This is a genomic window from Xanthomonas hortorum, assembly GCF_024339125.1.
Taxonomy (GTDB): Bacteria; Pseudomonadota; Gammaproteobacteria; order Xanthomonadales; family Xanthomonadaceae; genus Xanthomonas; species Xanthomonas hortorum.
The window spans coordinates 1,013,381-1,033,178 of record NZ_CP101417.1 but is presented as its reverse complement, the minus strand read 5'-3'; the positions used below and the strand labels follow the sequence as shown (position 1 = coordinate 1,033,178).

At 63.9% G+C, this 19,798-nt stretch carries 21 protein-coding genes; 11 read left to right on the top strand and 10 right to left on the bottom strand.

Annotation, left to right across the window (positions count from 1 at the left end; genetic code table 11):
• Nucleotides 1-13: 13 nt before the first annotated feature.
• A complete protein-coding gene (locus NMB96_RS04320; RefSeq protein ID WP_255086350.1) occupies nt 14-658 on the bottom strand; it encodes a DUF4198 domain-containing protein in 645 nt (214 codons plus the stop codon).
• A 371-nt stretch (nt 659-1,029) separates the two neighbouring features.
• Here NMB96_RS04320 and NMB96_RS04315 point away from each other — a divergent pair, with 371 nt between their 5' ends.
• Together NMB96_RS04315 and NMB96_RS04310 are read left to right on the top strand one after the other, a co-directional pair.
• Complete coding sequence (locus NMB96_RS04315; protein WP_074058609.1) at nt 1,030-1,548, top strand: c-type cytochrome; 519 nt, start codon at nt 1,030-1,032, stop codon at nt 1,546-1,548.
• A gap of 139 nt (nt 1,549-1,687) precedes the next feature.
• Complete coding sequence (locus tag NMB96_RS04310; RefSeq protein ID WP_255086349.1) at nt 1,688-3,406, top strand: ExeM/NucH family extracellular endonuclease; 1,719 nt, start codon at nt 1,688-1,690, stop codon at nt 3,404-3,406.
• A 124-nt stretch (nt 3,407-3,530) separates the two neighbouring features.
• Here NMB96_RS04310 and NMB96_RS04305 read toward each other — a convergent pair whose 3' ends face one another.
• Nucleotides 3,531-3,917 carry a MerC domain-containing protein gene (locus NMB96_RS04305; protein ID WP_023902190.1) on the bottom strand — a complete coding sequence of 129 codons (387 nt, stop codon included), beginning with the start codon at nt 3,915-3,917 and terminating at the stop codon, nt 3,531-3,533.
• Nucleotides 3,918-3,978: 61 nt separating this feature from the next.
• Here NMB96_RS04305 and NMB96_RS04300 point away from each other — a divergent pair, with 61 nt between their 5' ends.
• A complete protein-coding gene (locus NMB96_RS04300) occupies nt 3,979-5,304 on the top strand; it encodes a GTP-binding protein (RefSeq protein WP_023902191.1) in 1,326 nt (441 codons plus the stop codon).
• 168 nt (nt 5,305-5,472) lie between these two features.
• On the opposite strand, the gene NMB96_RS04295 is transcribed toward NMB96_RS04300, so the two are convergent.
• The 3 genes from NMB96_RS04295 to NMB96_RS04285 all read right to left on the bottom strand — a co-directional run bounded on the left by NMB96_RS04295 (nt 5,473) and on the right by NMB96_RS04285 (nt 9,181).
• Complete coding sequence (locus tag NMB96_RS04295; RefSeq protein ID WP_183086611.1) at nt 5,473-7,200, bottom strand: hypothetical protein; 1,728 nt, start codon at nt 7,198-7,200, stop codon at nt 5,473-5,475.
• A gap of 229 nt (nt 7,201-7,429) precedes the next feature.
• Nucleotides 7,430-7,876: a hypothetical protein gene (locus NMB96_RS04290; RefSeq protein ID WP_043889640.1), complete on the bottom strand. Its 447-nt coding sequence runs from the start codon at nt 7,874-7,876 to the stop codon at nt 7,430-7,432.
• 432 nt (nt 7,877-8,308) lie between these two features.
• A complete protein-coding gene (locus NMB96_RS04285; RefSeq protein WP_043888838.1) occupies nt 8,309-9,181 on the bottom strand; it encodes a membrane protein in 873 nt (290 codons plus the stop codon).
• A 66-nt stretch (nt 9,182-9,247) separates the two neighbouring features.
• Here NMB96_RS04285 and NMB96_RS04280 point away from each other — a divergent pair, with 66 nt between their 5' ends.
• The 6 genes from NMB96_RS04280 to NMB96_RS04255 all read left to right on the top strand — a co-directional run bounded on the left by NMB96_RS04280 (nt 9,248) and on the right by NMB96_RS04255 (nt 13,750).
• The gene (locus NMB96_RS04280; RefSeq protein ID WP_043889641.1) at nt 9,248-9,910 is read left to right on the top strand and encodes an alpha/beta hydrolase; all 663 of its coding nucleotides are present in this window, start codon (nt 9,248-9,250) and stop codon (nt 9,908-9,910) included.
• A gap of 84 nt (nt 9,911-9,994) precedes the next feature.
• Nucleotides 9,995-11,089, top strand: coding sequence for a cell division protein ZapE (gene zapE / locus NMB96_RS04275; protein WP_023902196.1), 1,095 nt, complete (start codon nt 9,995-9,997; stop codon nt 11,087-11,089).
• 1 nt (nt 11,090) lies between these two features.
• Complete coding sequence (locus NMB96_RS04270; RefSeq protein ID WP_255086347.1) at nt 11,091-11,771, top strand: hypothetical protein; 681 nt, start codon at nt 11,091-11,093, stop codon at nt 11,769-11,771.
• Nucleotides 11,772-11,883: 112 nt separating this feature from the next.
• Entirely contained in the window at nt 11,884-12,345 is a 462-nt protein-coding gene (locus NMB96_RS04265) for a MarR family winged helix-turn-helix transcriptional regulator (RefSeq protein ID WP_104549943.1), read from the top strand.
• A 106-nt stretch (nt 12,346-12,451) separates the two neighbouring features.
• Complete coding sequence (locus tag NMB96_RS04260) at nt 12,452-12,880, top strand: organic hydroperoxide resistance protein (protein ID WP_023902199.1); 429 nt, start codon at nt 12,452-12,454, stop codon at nt 12,878-12,880.
• Between the two features lie 168 nt (nt 12,881-13,048).
• A complete protein-coding gene (locus tag NMB96_RS04255) occupies nt 13,049-13,750 on the top strand; it encodes an alpha/beta fold hydrolase (protein WP_255086346.1) in 702 nt (233 codons plus the stop codon).
• Nucleotides 13,751-13,759: 9 nt separating this feature from the next.
• Here NMB96_RS04255 and NMB96_RS04250 read toward each other — a convergent pair whose 3' ends face one another.
• Nucleotides 13,760-14,569 (bottom strand): DUF2884 family protein, encoded by an 810-nt coding sequence (locus tag NMB96_RS04250; RefSeq protein ID WP_425520904.1) that lies wholly within the window; start codon nt 14,567-14,569, stop codon nt 13,760-13,762.
• A gap of 224 nt (nt 14,570-14,793) precedes the next feature.
• Between NMB96_RS04250 and NMB96_RS04245 the strand changes: the two genes are divergently transcribed.
• Complete coding sequence (locus NMB96_RS04245) at nt 14,794-15,210, top strand: hypothetical protein (protein WP_043888840.1); 417 nt, start codon at nt 14,794-14,796, stop codon at nt 15,208-15,210.
• A 56-nt stretch (nt 15,211-15,266) separates the two neighbouring features.
• On the opposite strand, the gene NMB96_RS04240 is transcribed toward NMB96_RS04245, so the two are convergent.
• The 4 genes from NMB96_RS04240 to NMB96_RS04225 all read right to left on the bottom strand — a co-directional run bounded on the left by NMB96_RS04240 (nt 15,267) and on the right by NMB96_RS04225 (nt 18,707).
• Nucleotides 15,267-15,569 carry a hypothetical protein gene (locus NMB96_RS04240; RefSeq protein ID WP_023902203.1) on the bottom strand — a complete coding sequence of 101 codons (303 nt, stop codon included), beginning with the start codon at nt 15,567-15,569 and terminating at the stop codon, nt 15,267-15,269.
• A gap of 147 nt (nt 15,570-15,716) precedes the next feature.
• Nucleotides 15,717-16,520, bottom strand: a complete 804-nt coding sequence (dkgB, locus tag NMB96_RS04235; RefSeq protein WP_023902204.1) for a 2,5-didehydrogluconate reductase DkgB — start codon at nt 16,518-16,520, stop codon at nt 15,717-15,719.
• Nucleotides 16,521-16,594: 74 nt separating this feature from the next.
• Nucleotides 16,595-17,623, bottom strand: coding sequence for an NADP-dependent oxidoreductase (locus NMB96_RS04230; RefSeq protein ID WP_023902205.1), 1,029 nt, complete (start codon nt 17,621-17,623; stop codon nt 16,595-16,597).
• A gap of 112 nt (nt 17,624-17,735) precedes the next feature.
• Complete coding sequence (locus tag NMB96_RS04225; RefSeq protein ID WP_023902206.1) at nt 17,736-18,707, bottom strand: aldo/keto reductase; 972 nt, start codon at nt 18,705-18,707, stop codon at nt 17,736-17,738.
• Nucleotides 18,708-18,929: 222 nt separating this feature from the next.
• Between NMB96_RS04225 and NMB96_RS04220 the strand changes: the two genes are divergently transcribed.
• Nucleotides 18,930-19,784: a class I SAM-dependent methyltransferase gene (locus NMB96_RS04220; RefSeq protein ID WP_043888841.1), complete on the top strand. Its 855-nt coding sequence runs from the start codon at nt 18,930-18,932 to the stop codon at nt 19,782-19,784.
• Nucleotides 19,785-19,798 lie beyond the last annotated feature (14 nt).

The following is a 19,798-nucleotide window of genomic DNA, read 5'->3' as shown; positions in this document are numbered from 1 at the left end:
ATGTGCGGCCGACTTACTCGGCCAGGAAGGTCAACGTGCTGATGTGGTGGATCATCGCCACCTGCTTGCCGGCGATCTCGCGCTTCACCGGCTCCTTGTTGGTGGCGACCAGGATGTGGCGGCCGGCGCGCAGCTTGGGCAAGGTCACCTGGCCCTTGGCATCGGAGGTCAGCGTCTTCTGCCACTTCTGCGGGTCGATCACCGTCACCTCGACCTTGGGCAGCGGCTTGTTGCGATAGAGCACGGTCAGCGTGTTGCTGTTGGCGGCAGTGGGCACCAGTTCGAAATCGAGCTTGGCCGAGGGCGTGGCGCGGCCGGCGCGGGCGTAGTAGCTCACCGTCTCGAAACCGCCGGCTTCGCCCTTCCACGGCTCGAATACGCTGTCGTCGCTCAGCCAGGCATCGCCGGTGCCGGACAGCGGCGCGCTGAGGAACTCGCTGCCGCGCTGCAACGCACCGGCCTTGCCGGCCGTGCCGAACACGGTCGGCTTGACCACGCGCTTGATCTCGTCTTCGCCGTGGTCGAGTGTTTCCTGCGCCGGCTCGCCGAAGAAGATCCGCACCGGGCCGCTGCCGTCGCGCTCGATCCAGATTTCATGGGCCTGGGCAGACAGACTGATGCTGGCCAAGGCCAGGCAGGACAGCAGAAAGGACTTCATCGCGGCGACTCCTCGTAAGCGGGACCAGGCGAGGCGAGAACCGCGTCACCGTGGGTTGATGGGAATGATACGCAATTCCACGAAACGAGACCAACGCGCCATCCGGCACCTGCGGGGTTCGACCAGCGCCTGGTCATCACGCGGGCAAGCGGGTTCGGCCGCGGAGGGGGTAGTGCCAAGCGGCCCCGTCATGCGGCATCGCGGCAATTTGCCGGCGGCACGCCAGGTGCCTGCGCACAAGACGTACAGCCCGCCAAGCTGCAGGACGCATCGCGGCGATAACTGTCATGCACAGTGGCCAGACTGGCGCGAACTGTGCTCTATACTCCGGCGCTAGCAGAGGTCTTCGACCAACAGCCAGGGGTGAGCGCGTGCGGAATTACGACCTCGAGTTCCTGAAAAAATTCTCGATGGTGATCGGACTACTGGTAGTGATCACCCTGGGCCTGATCGCCCTGGCAGCCTATTTGCAACGCGCCATTCCCGACGAAGTCTCGCCCACTGCGGCCAAACGCGTGCAGCAACGCATCGCCCCGGCCGGTGCGGTGTATGCCGGCACCACCGGCGCGTCCGCACAAGCGGCGGCTCAGGCAGCAGCACTGGCCAAGGCCTCCTCGCAGTCCGCCTATGGCGGCAGCACCGACGGCAAGACCATCTTCGACAATCTGTGCACCGCCTGCCATACCACCGGCGTAGGCAAGGCGCCGACGCTGGATCACTCGCATTGGGACGCGCGCATCGCCCAGGGCAAGGACACCTTGTACAAGCACGCGATCGAGGGCTACACCGGCCCGGACGGCGGCATCATGCCGGCCAAAGGCGGCAACCCGGCGCTGACCGAAGAACAGGTCCGTGCCACGGTCGATTGGATGCTGGGCAATCTAAAGTAGGCGCCTCAAACAAGCGCCTCCACGCACCATCTGGTCGCAGTTCGCAGCGGTTTGTTAGCCTGTTGCAACGCTCAGCCGCTCATGCGCCGCCTTCCGGGCGGCGCTTGCATTTTGGTCTACGTCTTTTTGGAGTGTGTCGATGTCGCGTTGCTCGCTTGTTGTGCTCGGTGTGATCGGTCTGCTGGCTCCGCTGCTGGGCAGTGCCGCCGATGGCGCGCCGCAACGTCTGTCGATTGCCGATGTGCAGGGCGAAGACACGCGTAGCCCTTACGACGGCCGCGTGGTGGAGGTCGAAGGTATCGTCACTGCCGATACCCGCATCGGCCTTGCCGGCCTGTTCGTGCAGCAGCCCGGGTTTGAGCCGCGGCGCTCGCACGGCCTGTTCGTCACCGGCACCGGCGATGCCGAGGTGGCAGTGGGTGATCGCGTGCGCGTCATCGGCACGGTGCGCGAAGTGTCGGCAGGCGGCGAGGCGAGCCTGACCACGGTGGATGCCAGCAGCATCGAGCGGCTCGCCAGCGGCCAGCCGGTACCGGTGCGTATGCTCAGCGGGCCGCCGGCCAACTGGGAAGCGCTCGAAGGCGAGCATGTGCGCATTGCTGCGTTGACGCTCAACGGCAGCGATCGCCTGGAGACTTATGGCGAGCTGGTCGCCGCCTTCGGTGGGCGCTTGTGGCAGCCGAGCGAAGTGGCCGCGACCGGCACTGCGGCTTTCACGCAGCTGGAGGCGGAGAACACACGCCGCCGGGTGCTGCTGGACGATGCACGCAATGGCCGCAGCCCCAAGACGGTGGCCTATCTGCCGGCAGATGCGGTGTTGCGCACCGGCAGCCTGCTCAAGTCGGTGGATGGCATCGTCGACCAGCGCTACGACGGCAACTACCGCATCCAGGTGCTGAATCCGCTGACGCTGCCGGCGATGCCGACTGCGGTAGCGCCGCAGGTCGGCGGCGATCTGCGCATTGCCTCGTTCAACCTAGAGAACTTCTTCAACGGCAATGGCCGAGGCGGCGGGTTTCCGACCAAGCGCGGTGCGCGCACGCATGAGCAGTTCCAGGCGCAGCTGGCCAAGCTGGTGTCCACCATCGTGCCGTTGCGCGCCGACGTAGCCGCGTTGATGGAGCTGGAAAACGACGGCAACGGCGCCGATGCCGCAGTGGCGCAACTGGTGGCTGCGCTCAACGCTGCCGGCAATGACAAGGACTGGCAGTTCGTCGACACCGGCAGCGGCCCGGGTGATGACGCGATCCGGGTTGGCATCGTCTATCGCAGCACCCAGGTCACCCCGGTCGGCAAGCCGGCCACTTTGACCGGCGGGCCGTTCGACAGCCACAGCCGTGTGCCGTTGGCGCAGGCGTTTCGCAGCACCCGCGGCGCGACCTTCGTGGTGGTTGCCAACCACTTCAAGTCCAAGGGGTGCGGCACCGCCAGCGGCGCCGATGTCGACCAGCGCGACGGCCAGGCTTGCTGGAACGCCACCCGCACCGAGTCGGCCAAGCGCCTGCACCAGTGGCTGCAGACCGACCCCACCGGCGCGCAGACCAAACTTGCCGTGCTGCTGGGCGACTTCAACGCCTACGCCATGGAGAGCCCGATGCGCAGCCTGCGCGCCAGCGGCTGGCAGGATGCGTTCGCGGTGGCCGGAGTGAAGCAGCCTTACAGCTACGTCTACGATGGTATGAGCGGCCGGCTGGACCACGCCTTGCTAAGCCCGGCGATGGCCAAGCAGCTGCGCGGCGCGGTGGAATGGCATATCAACGCCGATGTCATGGACGATGCCGGCTACGCCAAGCGCAACCTGGCCGGTCCGTGGCGCAGTTCCGACCACGACCCGGTGCTGCTGGGCTTTTCGCTGTAGCGCAAGCTGGCGTTCGAATCCCGATGCAGGCGCGTGCGCGATACGTGCTGTCTGCAACGTGTTTTCGCGCGCTGCTGCGCTGCCATGGAAAAAAGCAGGCCGCGAGCGCGCGCGGGGCTTGCACCTAGCTCGCGCAATGCCCCGCGCGGCGACGTAGCCGCAGATTGACCAGATGCGTGCTGGCCAGCAGCATGCTGCCGGTCACCGTGATCGGGGTTTCCAGCGTGCCGCCGGCCACCCCGCTTGCGCCGAGCACCAGGCCGGCCAGTCCGAATGCTGCCAATGCCCACACCGGCGCGGGCAGTGCGTGTCGGCGATGGCTGCTCCACAGCGCGTAGCCGCTGAGCGGCACGGCGGCGGTGGCGAACACCACATGCACCCATTCGGCCCGGCTCCAGGCGCCTAGCAGCGGGAGTGCGGCGGCCAGCAGCGGCAGGGCCAGACAGTGCAGCAGACACAGGCTGGACAGCGCGATGGCCGAGCGATCCAGCACAGAAGCGGTAACGCGCATGGAGCATGTCCTGTCGAGTAAGTGTTATATAGTAACACTTCACTCCAGCCAGGCTCTCAGGATGTCCCTGTCCCCCAAGCGCGATTCACGTCTTCCCGTCACCGTGCTGTCCGGCTTCCTCGGTGCCGGCAAGACCACCTTGCTCAACCGCATCCTGCATAACCGCGACGGCCTGCGCGTGGCGGTGATCGTCAACGACATGAGCGAGGTCAACATCGACGCGCAGCTGGTGCGCGACGGCGGCGCGGCCTTGCGACGCACCGAAGAGACGCTGGTGGAATTCAGCAATGGCTGCATCTGCTGCACGCTGCGCGACGACCTGTTGCAGGAAGTGCGGCGGCTGGCCGAGCAGAAGCGCTACGACTATCTGTTGATCGAATCGACCGGCATCGCCGAGCCGATGCCGGTGGCGGCCACCTTCGCGGTGCGCGATGCCGATGGCTTCAGCCTGTCGGATATCGCGCGGCTCGACACCATGGTGACGGTGGTGGACGGCAGCCGCTTTCTGCAGGATTTCGGCTCGGCCGCCACGCTGGCCGAACTTGGCCAGCAAGCCGGCCCGGACGATACGCGCGGGCTGGTGCAGTTGCTGGGCGAACAGGTGGAGTTCGCCGATGTGCTGGTGATCAGCAAATGCGACCGTATCGATGCGCAGCAACTGATGCGGCTGCGCGCGGTATTGCGTGCGCTCAATCGCGAGGCGGCGATTGTGGACGCCACGCATGGCGAGGTGCCGCTGCGTACCTTGCTCGACACCGGGCGCTTCGATTTCACCCGCGCGCAACTGGCGCCGGGCTGGATGCAGGAACTGCGCGGCCAGCACACGCCGGAGACCGAGGAATACGGCATCAGCAGTTTCGTGTACCGCGCGCGCCGGCCTTTCCATCCGCAGCGCTTCGCGCGCATGGTGCAAAGCGGTCTGCCGCAGGTGATTCGCAGCAAGGGCTTTTTCTGGCTGGCCAGCCGGATGGATTGGGTGGGCGAGTTGTCCAGCGTGGGCGGTGCCACCCAAACCAACGCCGCTGGCTTCTGGTTTGCCGCACGCCATCGCGTGGATGCACACGCGATCGGCGAGCCGCTGCAGACCAGCATCACTCCGCTGCCGTACACCGACATCGGCTGGCAACGTCAGCAGGCCGACTGCTGGACTGCGCCCTTGCCGCAATTGCACGAAGTAGGCGATGCCCGCGAATACGCCGCGATGCAGCGGCTATGGCATCCGCTATGGGGCGACCGCCGCCAGGAGCTGGCGGTGATCGGCGTGGACATGGATGCGCCGGGCACGCGCGCTGCGCTGGACGCGTGCCTGCTCAGCGATCACGAACTGCGCCAGGGCCCGGCGCAATGGCAGCTGCTGGATGATCCGTTTCCGCATTGGGAGCGTTGAAGCGACTTGGTCATACTGCCAAAGTCAGCCCGCCGGCAGACCGTATGTCATCGGCTACACGCTGTGCAAAACCTTTCGTGGCGTGCAGGATGCAAACCACATGGGCGCCTATTGCTGGCGGCATCTGCGCTGACCGCGTGGCTGCAGGGGCGTGCCGAGTTTCGACTCTCACAAATAACCATTGTCGATTGCCTCTTGATGATCGTTACGTTCTATGTCGTAGGACCGCTTACGCTCTTGCGCTGTGGTTGGCATCAATGACATCTGTCGCGGCGCTCCAATTTTATGCAGATGGTTGTCTGTTTGCTCGGTGATATTCTTCAGAGAAACCAGATTCTTGTAGCCCTGCATCATGCGTCGAAGACGCGCTATCCCGGGGGAGGGCATGGCGCCTTCTTCAAGGGACTCCAGGTACCGCTCGGCGAGCGCATAATTCTTCTTTAACATATCTCCATCGATGTTTTTATTGATGAACTCCCATAACTTGGCGCTGTTGAAGTTCACCGCGACTGCGTTGTCTTTGACCCATGAATTGGCGCTGTTGAAGGGAAGAGTGATGGGTTTCGGTGCAGGAATGTCTTCAACTGGTGCGAGCGCGGCCAATAATGTTTCGAGCTGAGGAACGCGGCCTTGCGATAGTGTGGGTGCGACCGGTACGAGCTGTGGTGTTGGCACGGTATGCTGCGGATGCTGCCTCTTATCAGGGCGCACGTTGTTGGAAGATGCCAGTTGCACTTTCCCCGCTTCCTTCAGGGCAAGCATGTTCTGGTAACCCTGCATCATGCGCTTCAGTTGGCGCATCTTAGCAGGCGGTGCGCCGCTTTCCTCCAGACTGTCTAGGCGCCGCGCTGCGCGCGTGTAATATTTTTTCAGCACCTCTTGGTCAACAAACTGGAGTTCTTTCTCAAGCGATTTCAACTCGCGCTGATTATGTTCCCTGGCAAACTGCGGTATCGCGCCGGTCGTGGCGTGTGGTGCAGAGATGTCTTGCATCGGTGCGAGTGCGGCCAACAGTGCATTGAGCTCGCTGTCGCGGACTTCATTGCGCTTGGCGAGCAGCGCATAACGCTGCTCTATCACCTGCTCTTCTGCTGGCGTTGCATCGCGATCCTCAACAAACAGCTGTTTGCTGATCTCGTTGTAGCGTTTGTTGATCTCCGCAAAATCCTGAGTCAAGCGGCGTAGCGAGGGTTGCCGTTCCATGTGCGCGCGCGGAGAGGCCACTGTCGACGACGCTGGCTCTACTGCAGGCGGCACAGATCGCGCACTCCCCGCGTTGTGTCGCGGCTTCGGCTGCTGCGGGGTTTCGCGATGCCTTGCGTTGGAAATGGGTCCTTGCAATCCGTGTTCGGTGCGAGGTTGCCGCTGCTGTGCCTGCTGCACATGCCCGGGTCCGGGCATGACCGGCGATGTCGCCAGTGGCGGAGAAACTATCGGGATAGGTGCCTGCCTGATCGGAGCTGGCCGCGGTATCGGGGCAGTCCGCTGTGGTTCGGGCCCTTTGACGCGCGCCGGCCCGGTGGCCTGTGGAGCAGGCTGCTGCCGGTGTGCATCGACAACGGGCTGCGCGCCATGCCTTTGCGGTGGGCGAGCTGGCGTGGCCACCTGCGTCACGTAAGGCCTGGGCGCAGCTGAGGTGCGCGTTGGCCGTAGCGCTGAGGAATTCATGTGCATTGACGGCAGCTGCTTGCGCAAGGACTCGAATGATTTGCGCGCGGACGCAAGAAGGGCTTGGGTAGACGTTTTCGCCGTGCCCTGCGGTTTGCTGCGCTTGTGCCCTTGAGACAGCAGATGCTGCGTGGTCGTCTCAAGGTTCTTTGTAGTAGTGGTCGAGGCGGGGCTGAGCGGTTCTGGAGCGATCTGACTGCGGCTGCTCGAAAACAGTTTCAGGCGCATGACGAACTCCTGTCGGTCGTATGTGCCCACAGTAGCGACCGCCTCCGATGGCGTGATGCGGGCTGCGAACCGGCGTCGCGCAAGCCGAAATGTCACTCTAAATCGATGTGCACGCCGCAGGCGATCGCCGTGCTTGCAGGTGCCGCCCTCCGCTCGGCATCAAGCTATCCAACAACGTGGTCATGCATGTCCGTCGCCTTGCTTCCGCTGTTGGCAGACTTCCTTCAGGTCATTTATCGGAGCCGACAGTCGTAGCCGCCAGGGTGCGGTAGCGCTGCATGAGCCGTTGCAGTTTCAGGATCCGCTCGCACGGCGCAGCGCTTTCCTGCAAGCCATCCAGCTGCACTTCGGCATGCCTGAAGACCTCGGCCAGGCAGGTTGAGTGAGCCATCGCGTGCAGTGCCAGCGATCGCACGTGAGCGCGCTGTATCGCATCGTTATGCGTATTCGTCAGCTGGTCGGCTGTCGTGGTCGGGGCATCCACTTGCTCCAACGGTGCAAGTGCCTGCAGCAGAAACTCCAATTGACTGTCGCGTACCTGATTGCGCCGTGCCAATAGACGATTGCGTTGATCGAGCACGCGTTGTTCCTGCGGCATTGCCTGGCGCTCCTCAAGAAACAAGCGCGTGGTAATGGCGTGGTATTGCGTGTTGAGTTGTATCAGACGGCGGTTCATGCCTTGCAACAGCGACCGCATTCCAGCGCGCGGCAATCGTGCATCGCCTGGCGGTGATGCGTGGGACGCAACACCAGCCAAGCACGGCGATGATGGAAACCAGGCCTGCGCTGCCTGTTGCTGCGTCCGTTGAAGCGCGCAGGCAGGTGCTTGCTCCTGTCGTGCGGCAGCCGCATGCCGCAAATTTACGCCGCCAGCTGACGCAGGCAGCCTGCGCGGTTGGGCAAACAGCCGTGACGTGCCTGAGCCGGAGGCACCGGTTGCATCTGCGGCAGCGCTCGTTGCCTGCCGTTCTTTCAACCAGGGATTCAGCCGCATGACCCACTCCAACCGGACGACAAGCCCTGTGTGTGGTCGCTACGGTATCGAGCTTGTTTTACCGAACCCGGTACGCTGCGAACAAACGGCCCACTAACCGAACGGCTGATGTTTTCAAGCGGTGTACATGCCCCATGCGATGGCGGCGATCGCCGGGACCGCCAGCAGCAGACCCACGCGTACGCGTGTACCGAGAGGCTCCTTGAACCCGAGCGCGCCCACCAGCACGCCAAGGACGACCACGCCGATGTTCATGCTCGCAAAGACCGTAGCGGGGCTGTGCGGCAATGCTTGATGGGCGCGCACATAGCAAAAGATGTTGCCGAAATTGAGCATGCCCAGCAGCACGCCGGCCACGACGTTGCGGCCGTCCATCCGCACACCGCGTGTCCAGCGCAGCCCCTGCAGCAGCGACATCAGGACGAAGGCGATGGCGAAGCACAGCGTCAGCGAGGTCAGCGACGACGTACCGGCCTGCGCGATGGTCTTGAGCAACAGATCGATCAGTGCAAAGCCCATCCACACACCCAGTAGCCACAGCCACGCAGCCGAGGGAGCTGGCGCAGCGCGGTCGCGCGGATCTGCGCGTTGCACGATGCATACGATGGCCAGCAGGCCCATGCCCAGTCCAGTCAGCTTCCATCCGTTGAACGGCTCGCCGAACAGGGTGAAAGCCGCCGCCAACGACAGCAGCAACGACAAACGTTGTGCCATCTCGGTACGCACGATGCCGGCGGTGGTCACGGCGCGCGCCAGCACCATGAAGATCGACGGCAGCGCAACCGAAAGCGCCAGCAATGCTGCCCACGGTGTGGACGGCGCATGCAGCGTGTCCAACGCAGGATCCAGCAACAGCCACGCCAGGACGGCAGCGGTGGCGTAGTTCCAGGTGATGGTCTGGGCAGCATCCAGGCGATAGCGCGGCACCAACTTGAGAAGCACCGACACCAGGACACTGCAGACAACGGCAAACAGCAGGAAATACATAGGCAACGCAACGAAGTGTGCAGGCAGGGCGATGAACGCGGCCGGCGGGACGGCTATTATGAGGGCATGTCCAATCTCCCATTCCCCACCGAATCGGCTGCGTTGACGTTGGAGGGGCCGGTCGGCCCGCTCGATATCGCGGTCGATCTGCCCGAGCCGGACGTCGCTGTGCAACCGGTCACCGCCATCGTCTGCCATCCGCTCTCCACCGAGGGCGGCAGCATGCACAACAAGGTCGTCACCATGGCCGCGCGCGCGTTGCGCGAGCTGGGCATCACCGTGGTGCGCTTCAATTTCCGCAGTGTCGGCAGCTCGGCCGGCAGCTTCGATCATGGCGACGGCGAGCAGGACGATCTGCGCGCGGTTGCCGCGTGGGTGCGCAGTCAACGCCCGGGCGACACGCTGTGGCTGGCCGGTTTCAGCTTTGGCGCCTACGTGTCGTTGCGCGCTGCGGGCTCGCTCGAACCGCAGGTGTTGATCTCGATCGCGCCGCCGGCCGGGCGCTGGGATTTCAGCGACATGCAGCCGCCTGCGCACTGGTTGGTGATTCAGGGCGATGCCGATGAAATCGTCGACCCGCAGGCGGTCTACGACTGGCTGGACACGTTGGAGCAGCAACCCGAGCTGGTGCGCATGCCCGACACCAGCCACTTCTTCCACCGCAAATTGATCGACCTGCGCGGTGCGATCCAGCATGGTGTCCGGCGCTGGTTGCCGGCCGCAGTCTGACCGCGGCATGGCCCACGCATAGGCGTATCGCTCTGCGATGCGCCGTTAAGCGGGCTTGGCAGCAGCCGGCCCGCGGAGAACACGATGACTGAGATGACCCCGTCGCAGCGCTACGCCGCCGGCGTACAACGCGGCGACTGGCGCGCCGATCCAGCGCAGCAGGCGGCGTTGGCGGAGCTGGACCGTATCCACGAGGCCTTGGTGGACAGCGCGCAGGATGGCTGGCTGGACCGGCTGTCGGCCTTCTGGAAAAAGCCCGAGCCGGTGCGCGGCTTGTATTTCTGGGGTGGGGTGGGGCGCGGCAAGACCTTCCTGGTCGACCTGTTCTACGACGGCCTACCGATCAAGCAGAAATATCGCACGCATTTCCATAGGTTCATGCGCGGCGTGCACGAGCAATTGCGCGAGCATGCCGGGCAAAGCGACCCGTTGGCCAAGATCGCCCAGCAGTGGCGCGAGAATCTGCGCGTGCTGGTGCTGGACGAATTCTTCGTCACCGACATCGGCGATGCGATGTTGCTGGCGCGCTTGCTGGAACGTTTGTTCGCCGAAGGTGTGACCCTGGTGACCACCTCCAATACCGCGCCGGAAAACCTCTACGCCAATGGCTTGCAGCGCGACAGCTTCATGCCGGCGATCGGCTTGCTGCAGAAGTTCTGCGTCGAGCTGTATGCCGAAGGCACCGAGGATTACCGCATGCGCGCATTGACGCGTTCGCCGGTGTACCGCGCGCCGCTGGATGCGAAGGCCGATGAGTGGCTCAGCCAGCGCTGGAGCGAATTGAGCGGAAATGCCGAGGCACGTGGCGGCAATATCGAAATCGAAGCGCGCAAGATCGCGGTGCGCGCACGCGGCAAAAGCATCGCCTGGTTCGACTTTGCTGCGCTGTGCGAAGGCCCGCGCGGCCCGGGCGACTACATCGAGATCGCGCGCGAATTCACCACGGTGCTGCTGGGTGGCATTCCGCATTTCGACCGCATGAACGAGGACGCGGCGCGCCGTTTCGTCAATCTGATCGACGAGCTGTACGACCGCCACGTCAATCTGGTTTGCACCGCGCAGGACGCCCCGCCGGCGTTGTACAGCGGCCAGCGCCTGGCCGGCGCCTTCGAGCGCACCGCCTCGCGTTTGATCGAGATGCAGAGCGCCGAATATCTGGCCACTGCGCATCGGGCATAACATGCAGACGCGTCCTGGCCCCGGATTCCACAGGATTGTTGTCAGCGATTCGGACTGCGGCCTGGGCCAGTTTGGCGGCGGTGCATGGCTGGACGATGTAGCGCTATGGCCAACGGACCCATCGACTGGTCAGCCGATGCTGCCCATCGTCATGCTCACCGCGTTGTTTTTGCCGACTCCCTATCTGCCCGACGACATGGCGATGACTGTCTTTGCATCTGTTGAACGGTCGGGAGATGGATACAACCGCTCGTCGCTACGCAGGCTCGCCGTCAATCAGCAAAGCGAATGCGACAAGACTGCGCTGGGGCATAGCAAGGTGCTGCTGCATCGACATGCGACACAGGAGGTGTGCGTCGGTGACAGTGCGCTGTTGCTCGGGCGTCACTGCGTTGGTCTGCAGCCGTTCGATGACGTCGACACGGCCGAAGAGCTGGAAGATGAGGACAACGGCGCAGGGATGAGCAAACAACTCGGCCGACCGTGCTGGTTGCAGGACCCAATCCATACGAATCAACGCTATTACTTCCTTGCCCAGTTCGTCGAGTCGGAGCTGCGCCGGATAGATCCCGACTATGACGGCATCTTCGGTGATGGCACCGGCTATCTGTTTGCAGACCAGCGTGCCAGGAAACTGGGCGAAGGCGATGCGGCGGGGCATTTCTTTATCCAGTTCACCTGAGTCGCTGCGCAGTGCGGTTGCATGCGAGCGTATTGCAGCCACTTCCCTTGGAGAGCTAGCTCCGTTCAAAATATAGCTTGCAATTAAATAGTGCACTATGTAAATTGCAGCCATGGACACCGCCACAGCCACTACCGCCCGGACCAACGCGCTGCTGCAGCTCGACAACCAGCTGTGCTTTGCGCTGTATTCGGCCAACCTGGCGATGCACAAGCTCTACCGCGGACTGCTGAAGGCGCTGGACCTGACCTATCCGCAGTACCTGGTGATGCTGGTGCTGTGGGAGACCGACGGGCGCAGCGTGTCGGAGATCGGCGAGCGCCTGTACCTGGACTCGGCCACGCTGACGCCGCTGCTCAAGCGCTTGCAGGCCGCTGGCCTGGTGACGCGCACGCGCGCCGTCAGCGACGAGCGTCAGGTGATCATCGGGCTGACCGACGCCGGTCGCGCCTTGCGCAGCAAGGCGGGCGCGGTGCCGGAGCAGGTGTTCTGTGCGTCGGCGTGTTCGTTGGACGAACTGCGTCAACTCAAGCAGGAACTGGAAAAGCTACGCTCCAGCCTCGGAGCGGCGTGAGTCGATCCACCCGTGCCTACGTTCTTGATTTACATGTCGCACGCGATTCAATCGTCAACGATTCAACTACATCCTGCGCCGCGAGCGCTCACTCTGGAGAACCACCATGGCCTCACCTGAAAAGATCCTCTACACCGCCCACGCCACCGCAACCGGCGGCCGCGAAGGCCGCGCCGTATCCTCGGACAAGGCGCTGGACGCCAAGCTGTCCACCCCGCGCGAGCTGGGCGGCGCTGGCGGCGACGGCACCAACCCGGAGCAGCTGTTCGCTGCCGGTTATGCGGCCTGCTTCATCGGCGCGATGAAGGCCGTTGCAGGTCAGGACAAGCTCAAGCTGCCGGGCGAAGTGAGCATCGACAGCAGCGTCGGCATCGGCCAGATTCCGGGTGGCTTCGGTATTGCGGTGGAGCTGCGCATCGCGGTGCCGGGCATGGACAAGGCCGAACTGCAGGCGCTGGTCGACAAGGCCCACCAGGTCTGCCCCTACTCCAATGCCACGCGCGGCAACATCGACGTCACCCTGACCCTGGCCTGATTGATCCACGCCAGTGCTGCCGCGCACATCGCGTAGCAGTGTCAGAAGCGGCCCGGCGCATGCGTCGGGCCGCGCTCGTTTGGACGTGCTGGCGATGCCCGCAGTCGCGCGGCACACTACGGCGATGACAGTGCTTGTTTCGCCGGCGCCGACCGGAATCTTCTGCGCATGAGCGCGCCGCGTCCCACCTTGTTGCTGCTGCCGGGCCTGCTCAACGATGCGCAGCTGTGGCAGGCGCAGCGCGTGGCATTGGCCGACGTTGCCGAGTGCGTGGTCGGCGACATCACCCAGGGCGAGAACATGCGCGCGCTGGCGACGCAGGTGCTGGCGCAGATGCCGCCGCGGTTTGCATTGGCCGGTTTCTCGTTGGGCGGCTATGTGGCGCAGGACATCCTGCGCATCGCGCCCGAGCGTGTGGAGCGCCTGGCCTTGCTTGATACCTCCGCACGTGCCGATTCGCCCGAGCGTGTTGCGCAACGGCGCGCGCAGGAAGCGAGCGTGCGTGGCGGAAAAACGTTTCTTGGATTCGGCGAACGGCTGATGCGGCACTACGTGCATCCATCGCGCTGGCAGGACGAGGCCTTGCTGGAACACGTGCGCGGCATGACCCAGCGCCTCGGGGTGGAGGTCTTCGTGCGCCAGAACCGGCTGGAGCGGGAAGATGGTCGCGCGTTGCTACGCGCTTACACCGGTCCGCTGCTGGTGCTGTGCGGCCAGGACGATGCGATCACCCCGCCTGCGTTGCACGAGGAAATGGCTGCGCTCGCCGTGCAGGCGCAGTTGGTGCAAGTGCCTGCGTGTGGCCATCTTTCGCCATTGGAGCAGCCGCAGGCGGTATCGGATGCGCTGCGGGAATGGCTGCTGGCCTGATACGCGCTCTCAGTGCGCAGCCGTCACCACCACGCTGTTGGAAGCCGGCGCATCGTCTTGCTCGTTTTGCTGATGCGTCTTGAGCTCCAGCATCTGCAAGCGCTCGCCTTGAAAGCGATAGTCCAGTGCCTGTTGCACCGCGTACAACGCTTCTACCTGTGTGCATAAGGTGTGCGCTTGCGCCTCCAGCGCTTCGCTGCGTGCCTGCATCTGTTGTTCCATCCGCGCGTCCAATTGCTCCCCGCGGCGCTCCAGCTGCGCGGTGCGTCCGGTCATCACCGTCCACATCACGCTGTGGGTTAGGCCGCCGGCCAACTCTTCTGCGGCCTGTTCGACATTGGCTTCGAAGTGTTCGTCGAACGGCTCCTGCTCCCAGCGCCCGCGCCCCAGGGTGGTATCGACCTGCGCAAGTGCGGTGACGCGCAGCCGCTCCACCTTGCGCTCCTGGCGCGTGCTGCCGGTGAGCATCTGCACCACGCCGGCCAGCGCATCGAAGGTGATGTCGACCACCGACCGGGCGATGTCGGTCACTGCCGGCATCAGCGTGCGGGCGCCGTACTCGATGTCGCGCAGACGTTGCGCGTCTGCAGCGCTGACCGGTTGCGGTTGGCGATCCACGTTGAGCTCGCCACCGTGGAAAAAGATCTCGCGCGGCACGCCCTGTTTGCGCCGTAGCCAGATGCCGCCGCTGTCGGCCAGCACGTCGTAGGACGTACGGACCTCGCACTGCTGCGAAGACACCTGCGGTTTGGCGGTTTCGGCCTGCGCGCTACAGGCCGCCAGCAGTAACAGCGGCGCGAGAAAGGCAGTGGGGCGCATGGCGGCGGCCTGGGAATCGGAGGACCCCAGCATTACGCGTGGCGATGCGCACCGCCATGGGCAGGAAGTCAGGGTGCCGCACCCCTTTATCCGAACAAACGGCAACTGCAAAAGCGTGAAACGGGTCGAGCACCTGCACGCTGACATCTTTTTAGCGGCTGGCTCACTTGACTCTCACGGCGTATGGTGTGAATTATGTTGCACAGCAGCATCGGAGCTCCGCAATGCTCGACTCACGCATCGAAAAGGTTGATCTGGCGCTGACCGAGATCGCCCAGAATCCATCGGAAAAGGTGGCGCTGTGGCAATGGGCTTGCCGCGAGATGTTGCACGAGACGCTGATCGGCATGCACCAGCTCTCGCATCTGGCCGGCATCGCCCGGCAGGTGGCCAACGACTGGCGCGAACCGGTGGATGTGATCGCTCCGGCAAAGCCCTATCTGGCTGCCTCGGCGTTGGCCGATCGGCGTCTGCCGCAGGTGCTGGACGGCCTGGGCAGCACCCACGACGACAACGACCGCGCCAACTTATGGCGGCTGCGGTATGCCAGCCTGATCGCTGCCACCCTGCAAGGCATGCAGGCATTGGCCGAAAAACATCGCATCGATCGCCAGGCGATGGCGATGGGGCAGTTGAACTAAGCGTTTATTGCGGCACTGCGTGGCTGAGCGGCTGCGCAATTGTTCGAGCCGCCGCTTCAGTGCCGAACGGCCGCCTCTTCCATATGCCGCCAGGCATGCCGCACGATCCAGCGCGCCTCATCCCAGGGCACCGACAGCATCGGTTGATAGTGGTAAAAGCCGTCCTGCAACACGCGGTAGAGCTGCGCCTCGGTAGCGCGCGGGTAAGCCAGATAAATGTCGTAGCCGAGCTTAAGCAGCCGGGCATAGTCGGCAAAATCGTAGCCGCCCAGATGGCCTTCGGCGTGGACATCGCGCCAATAGGCGATCTCTGCGTCGAGGTTGACGACGCGGCGGGTCAAGACGGATGCGGTGTGCATGGGTAGGACTCCGTTGTCGAGACTTACCCCCCTGTGGCTGGCACCGTAGCAGCGCCTGTCACGTGCAACCAGCACGCGACGACGAGCGGTCGTCGCGGCGGTTATGCCCCGTACCGGGCGATGCCGATACGAGAAAAAACCGAGAACTCAATCCCAGTCGGGTGCAATCGCCTTCGGATTGGCCAGGCGCTGACCGCGGTCGAGTGCGGCAATCTCGCGCATGTCCTGCTCGCTCAGCTGCAACGACTGCGCCTTGAGATTGCTTGCAAGATTTTCGCGCTTGGTCGAGGACGGAATCACCGAATACCCCTGCTGCAACGCCCAGGCCAAGGTCACCTGTGCCGCAGTGGCGTCGTGGCGCGCGGCAATCGCCTGAATCACCGGATCCTTCAACACCTCGCCGACCGCCAGCGTCATATACGAGGTGACATGGATGCCTTGCTCGCGCAGGAACGCGATCAGGGTGCGATTCTGCAGGTAGGGATGCACTTCGATCTGGTTGGTGGCGATGGCGTCGGCGCCCAGGATCTCGATGGCCTGCTTGATCAGTGCGATGGTGAAGTTGGATACACCGATTGCGCGGGTCAGGCCCTGCTGCTTTGCCTGCGCCAGCGCTTCCAGATACTCGCGCATCGGCACCTGATCTTTCGGCGAGGGCCAGTGAATCAGGGTGAGATCGACATGCTCGGTGCCGAGCTTGCGCAGGCTTTCCTGCAGGCTCGGCAGCAAGGCATCGCGGCCGAACTTGTCGACCCAGATCTTGGTGGTCAGATACAGCTGATCGCGCGGCACGTTGGAGGCGGCAATGGCCTGGCCGACCTGTTCTTCGTTGTCGTAGATCTGTGCTGTATCGACGGCGCGGTAGCCCAACTCCAGTGCATTGCGCACCGAGTCGATGACGATCTGGTCCTTGAGACGAAAGGTGCCGAGGCCGAATGCGGGGACTGTCATGGTGTTCCTTTGTTAATCGGGAATAGGGAATGGGGAATCGTAAAAGCGGGGGTATGCGAGGCGCTGTGAGTTATTTAGTCGAGCGCGACGACGGCCTTGCCGAAGTTTTCGCCACGTAGCAGGCTGATCAGGCCTTGCGGTGCGCTGTCCAGGCCGTGCAGCAGGTGTTCGCGATACTGAATCTGGTCTTCGCGCAGCCACTGGCCCATTTCGCGCAGGAAGGCAGGCATCAGGCGAATGAAATCGTGCTGGATGAAGCCGCGCACGGTCAGTCGTTTGCGCAGCACCTGACCCATGAACTCCGGCAGACGGTCCGGCCCCGGCAGCGCCTGGCCACGGCTGTTGTAGGTGGCGATCACGCCGCACACCGGGATGCGTGCGAACGCGTTCAATTGCGGCAATACCGCGTCGAACACCTTGCCGCCGACGTTTTCGAAATAGATGTCGATGCCGTCCGGCGTGGCGGTGCGCAACTGCTCGGCAAAGTCGTCGGCGCGGTGGTCCAGTGCCACATCCACGCGCAACGTCTCGCGCAGGTAACGCACCTTTTCTTCGCCGCCGGCAATGGCCACCACGCGCAACCCTTGCAGGCGTGCCAGCTGCGCCACGGTGGCGCCGACCGGGCCGCTGGCCGCCGCAACCACCAGGGTTTCGCCCGCCTGCGGCTTGCCGATTTCATGCAGACCGGCGTAGGCGGTGAAGCCGGGCATGCCGTATACGCCGAGGGCGGTGCTCAGCGGCAAGGCATCGTCCTTGGGCAACTTGCGTAATGGCGCGTCAGGGGTGAACAGGCTATGCGTCTGCCATCCGCCCGGCAGCACCAGCAGATCGCCGGGTTGATAGTCGGGATGATGCGATTCGAGCACTTCGCCCACGGTGCCGCCTTCCATCACCGCGTCGATCTCCACCGGTGCGGCGTAGGACGGGCCTTCGTCCATGCGTCCACGCATGTACGGATCCAGCGAGAGAAAGCGATTGCGCACCAGAATCTGTTCGTGCCCGGTGGGCGGCAAGGCGACCTCTTCCAGGCGGAAGTTGTCGGCGCTTGGCTCGCCGTGCGGGCGTGAGGCCAGCACGATGCGGCGGTTGGTGATCGATGTCATGCGGAATTCCTCGCGGAAAGGACCACGCGTGCGCGGTCGAGGGAGCACAGCCGCACGGCGGCTGCGCGAGGGAGTGCGTGCGATGGGTTACATGCGCTGTAGAGGCGAAGCGTCAAGCAGCTTCGGAAGGATCCGGCGCGCTTGCGCTATCCAGCTGCGCAATCTGATCGGCGCTCAGCGACACGCGCGCTGCCGCCAGTACGTCGTGTAGCTGGGTCACGCTGGTGGCACTGACGATCGGTGCGCTCAGGCCCGGCCGCGCGATCAACCAGGCCAATGCGATCTGCGCGGGCGTGGCGGTGTGCGTGGCGGCCAGATCGTCCAGCGCCTGCAGGATGCGCAAGCCACGCGGATTGACGTACTGCTTGACCACCGACGCACCGCGCGCGCTGCTCTTGCTGGCATCGTCTGCACTGCGGTACTTGCCGGTGAGAAAGCCGCTGGCCAGCGAGTAATAACTGATCACACCCACCTCGCGCTCGCGTACCAGCGGTTCCAGCTCGGCTTCGTAACCGACGCGGTCGTAGAGATTGTATTCCGGCTGCAGGCTTTCGTAGCGCGGCAACGTGTACTGCTCGGAAATATCCAGTGCATCGCGCAGGCGTGCGGCGCTGTAGTTGGAGGCGCCAATCGCGCGCACCTTGCCTTGTTCGATCAAGCGGCCAAATGCGGCCAGCGTGGCTTCCAGCGGAACCGATTCGTCGTCTGCGTGGGCCTGATATAGATCGATCACATCGGTCTGCAGACGCGTGAGCGAATCCTCCACAGCTGCGACGATGTTTTCCGGCGACAAGCCCGGATGCTCGCTCCACTTGCCCACCTTGGTGGCGATCAACACTTTGTCGCGCTTGCCACTGCGCGCGAGCCAGCGCCCGATGATGGTTTCCGATTCGCCGCCATGGTTGCCAGGCACCCAGCCGGAGTAGGCATCGGCGGTATCGATCAGATTGAAACCGGCGTCGACGAAGGCATCGAGCAGCGCAAACGAGGTTGCTTCATCGGCGCTCCAGCCGAATACATTGCCGCCGAAGACGATCGGTTGAATCTGCAGGCCGGAGCGGCCCAGCGCGCGGGAGTGAGTCATGGTGAAAGCTCCTGATTCCAAACTGCCCAACAGGATAGTCATGCGCGCCGGCGTTGCGTGTGACACCAACGTGGATTCAGCGTTCCGCCCAGCTGCCGCAATGCCTCACAGAATTTGAACATGTGGTGCGTCGCGCGCAGTGCAGCATGCGAAGTCCTGCACATGGCAGGCTCCAAATCGCATGCTAGGCTCGCGCTACTTTTTCCCGTAAAGGGCGCTGTGATGATCCGCAACAAGCTGGTGTGTGCATGTGTGGTGGGGATGGCAGTGGCGATGAGCGCGCCGCTGGCAATGGCAATCAAACCGGCCGATAGCGCAACCCTGCCGGCGCCCGATGCGGCGCTGCAGGCGGCCATCGACGGCAACTGGCGCGACCGTGTGTATGTGCAGCGCGACGTGTATCGCCATCCGGGTCAGACGCTGGCGTTCTTCGGCATCAAGCCGACCCAGACCGTTATCGAGATCACACCGGGCGGCGGCTGGTACTCGGAAATTCTGGCGCCGTATCTGCGCGAGAAGGGCAAGTACGTGGCAGCAGTGGTCGACCCGGCGGCGGTCCCGGAAGGCCGTGGCCGCGACTCCGCGCAGCGCGGGCGCGACGAGTTGGAAAAGAAGTTCCAGGCCAAGCCGCAGGTGTATGGCAAGCCCGCGTTCGTGTCGTACGTGCCGAAGACGCCCTCGTTCGGCGTGGACAATTCGACCGACCTGGTGCTGACCTTCCGCAACGTGCACAACTGGCGCATGGCCGGTAATGCCGAGGCGATGTTCAGTGGCTTCTACAAGGTGCTCAAGCCCGGCGGCGTACTCGGCGTGGTGGAGCATCGTGCCAAGACCGACGTACCGGCGGACGACAAGAGCGGTTACGTGGGCCAGGCGCAGTTGATTGCGATGGCCGAAGCGGCAGGTTTCAAACTGGCCGGCAAGAGCGAGGTCAATGCCAACCCGCGCGACACCAAGGACTATGCCGGTGGCGTGTGGACGTTGCCGCCGAGCAACAGCCACGACAAGGCCGACGATGCCAAGTACAAGGCGATCGGCGAGAGCGACCGCATGACCTTGAAGTTCGTCAAGCAGTGAGGCAGTGCCTGCAT

Excerpts from the sequence above, each read along its gene's own strand:
- NMB96_RS04220 (WP_043888841.1), top strand. The coding sequence starts at position 18,930 with ATGATCCGCAACAAGCTGGTGTGTGCATGTGTGGTGGGGATGGCAGTG.
- NMB96_RS04230 (WP_023902205.1), bottom strand. The coding sequence starts at position 17,623 with ATGACATCGATCACCAACCGCCGCATCGTGCTGGCCTCACGCCCGCAC.
- NMB96_RS04250 (WP_425520904.1), bottom strand. The coding sequence starts at position 14,569 with ATGCGCCCCACTGCCTTTCTCGCGCCGCTGTTACTGCTGGCGGCCTGT.
- NMB96_RS04285 (WP_043888838.1), bottom strand. The coding sequence starts at position 9,181 with ATGTATTTCCTGCTGTTTGCCGTTGTCTGCAGTGTCCTGGTGTCGGTG.
- zapE (WP_023902196.1), top strand. The coding sequence starts at position 9,995 with ATGACTGAGATGACCCCGTCGCAGCGCTACGCCGCCGGCGTACAACGC.
- NMB96_RS04310 (WP_255086349.1), top strand. The coding sequence starts at position 1,688 with ATGTCGCGTTGCTCGCTTGTTGTGCTCGGTGTGATCGGTCTGCTGGCT.
- NMB96_RS04300 (WP_023902191.1), top strand. The coding sequence starts at position 3,979 with ATGTCCCTGTCCCCCAAGCGCGATTCACGTCTTCCCGTCACCGTGCTG.
- NMB96_RS04270 (WP_255086347.1), top strand. The coding sequence starts at position 11,091 with ATGCAGACGCGTCCTGGCCCCGGATTCCACAGGATTGTTGTCAGCGAT.
- NMB96_RS04320 (WP_255086350.1), bottom strand. The coding sequence starts at position 658 with ATGAAGTCCTTTCTGCTGTCCTGCCTGGCCTTGGCCAGCATCAGTCTG.
- NMB96_RS04225 (WP_023902206.1), bottom strand. The coding sequence starts at position 18,707 with ATGACTCACTCCCGCGCGCTGGGCCGCTCCGGCCTGCAGATTCAACCG.
- NMB96_RS04255 (WP_255086346.1), top strand. The coding sequence starts at position 13,049 with ATGAGCGCGCCGCGTCCCACCTTGTTGCTGCTGCCGGGCCTGCTCAAC.
- NMB96_RS04295 (WP_183086611.1), bottom strand. The coding sequence starts at position 7,200 with ATGCGCCTGAAACTGTTTTCGAGCAGCCGCAGTCAGATCGCTCCAGAA.
- NMB96_RS04290 (WP_043889640.1), bottom strand. The coding sequence starts at position 7,876 with ATGAACCGCCGTCTGATACAACTCAACACGCAATACCACGCCATTACC.
- NMB96_RS04260 (WP_023902199.1), top strand. The coding sequence starts at position 12,452 with ATGGCCTCACCTGAAAAGATCCTCTACACCGCCCACGCCACCGCAACC.
- NMB96_RS04280 (WP_043889641.1), top strand. The coding sequence starts at position 9,248 with ATGTCCAATCTCCCATTCCCCACCGAATCGGCTGCGTTGACGTTGGAG.
- NMB96_RS04305 (WP_023902190.1), bottom strand. The coding sequence starts at position 3,917 with ATGCGCGTTACCGCTTCTGTGCTGGATCGCTCGGCCATCGCGCTGTCC.
- NMB96_RS04240 (WP_023902203.1), bottom strand. The coding sequence starts at position 15,569 with ATGCACACCGCATCCGTCTTGACCCGCCGCGTCGTCAACCTCGACGCA.
- NMB96_RS04265 (WP_104549943.1), top strand. The coding sequence starts at position 11,884 with ATGGACACCGCCACAGCCACTACCGCCCGGACCAACGCGCTGCTGCAG.
- NMB96_RS04245 (WP_043888840.1), top strand. The coding sequence starts at position 14,794 with ATGCTCGACTCACGCATCGAAAAGGTTGATCTGGCGCTGACCGAGATC.
- dkgB (WP_023902204.1), bottom strand. The coding sequence starts at position 16,520 with ATGACAGTCCCCGCATTCGGCCTCGGCACCTTTCGTCTCAAGGACCAG.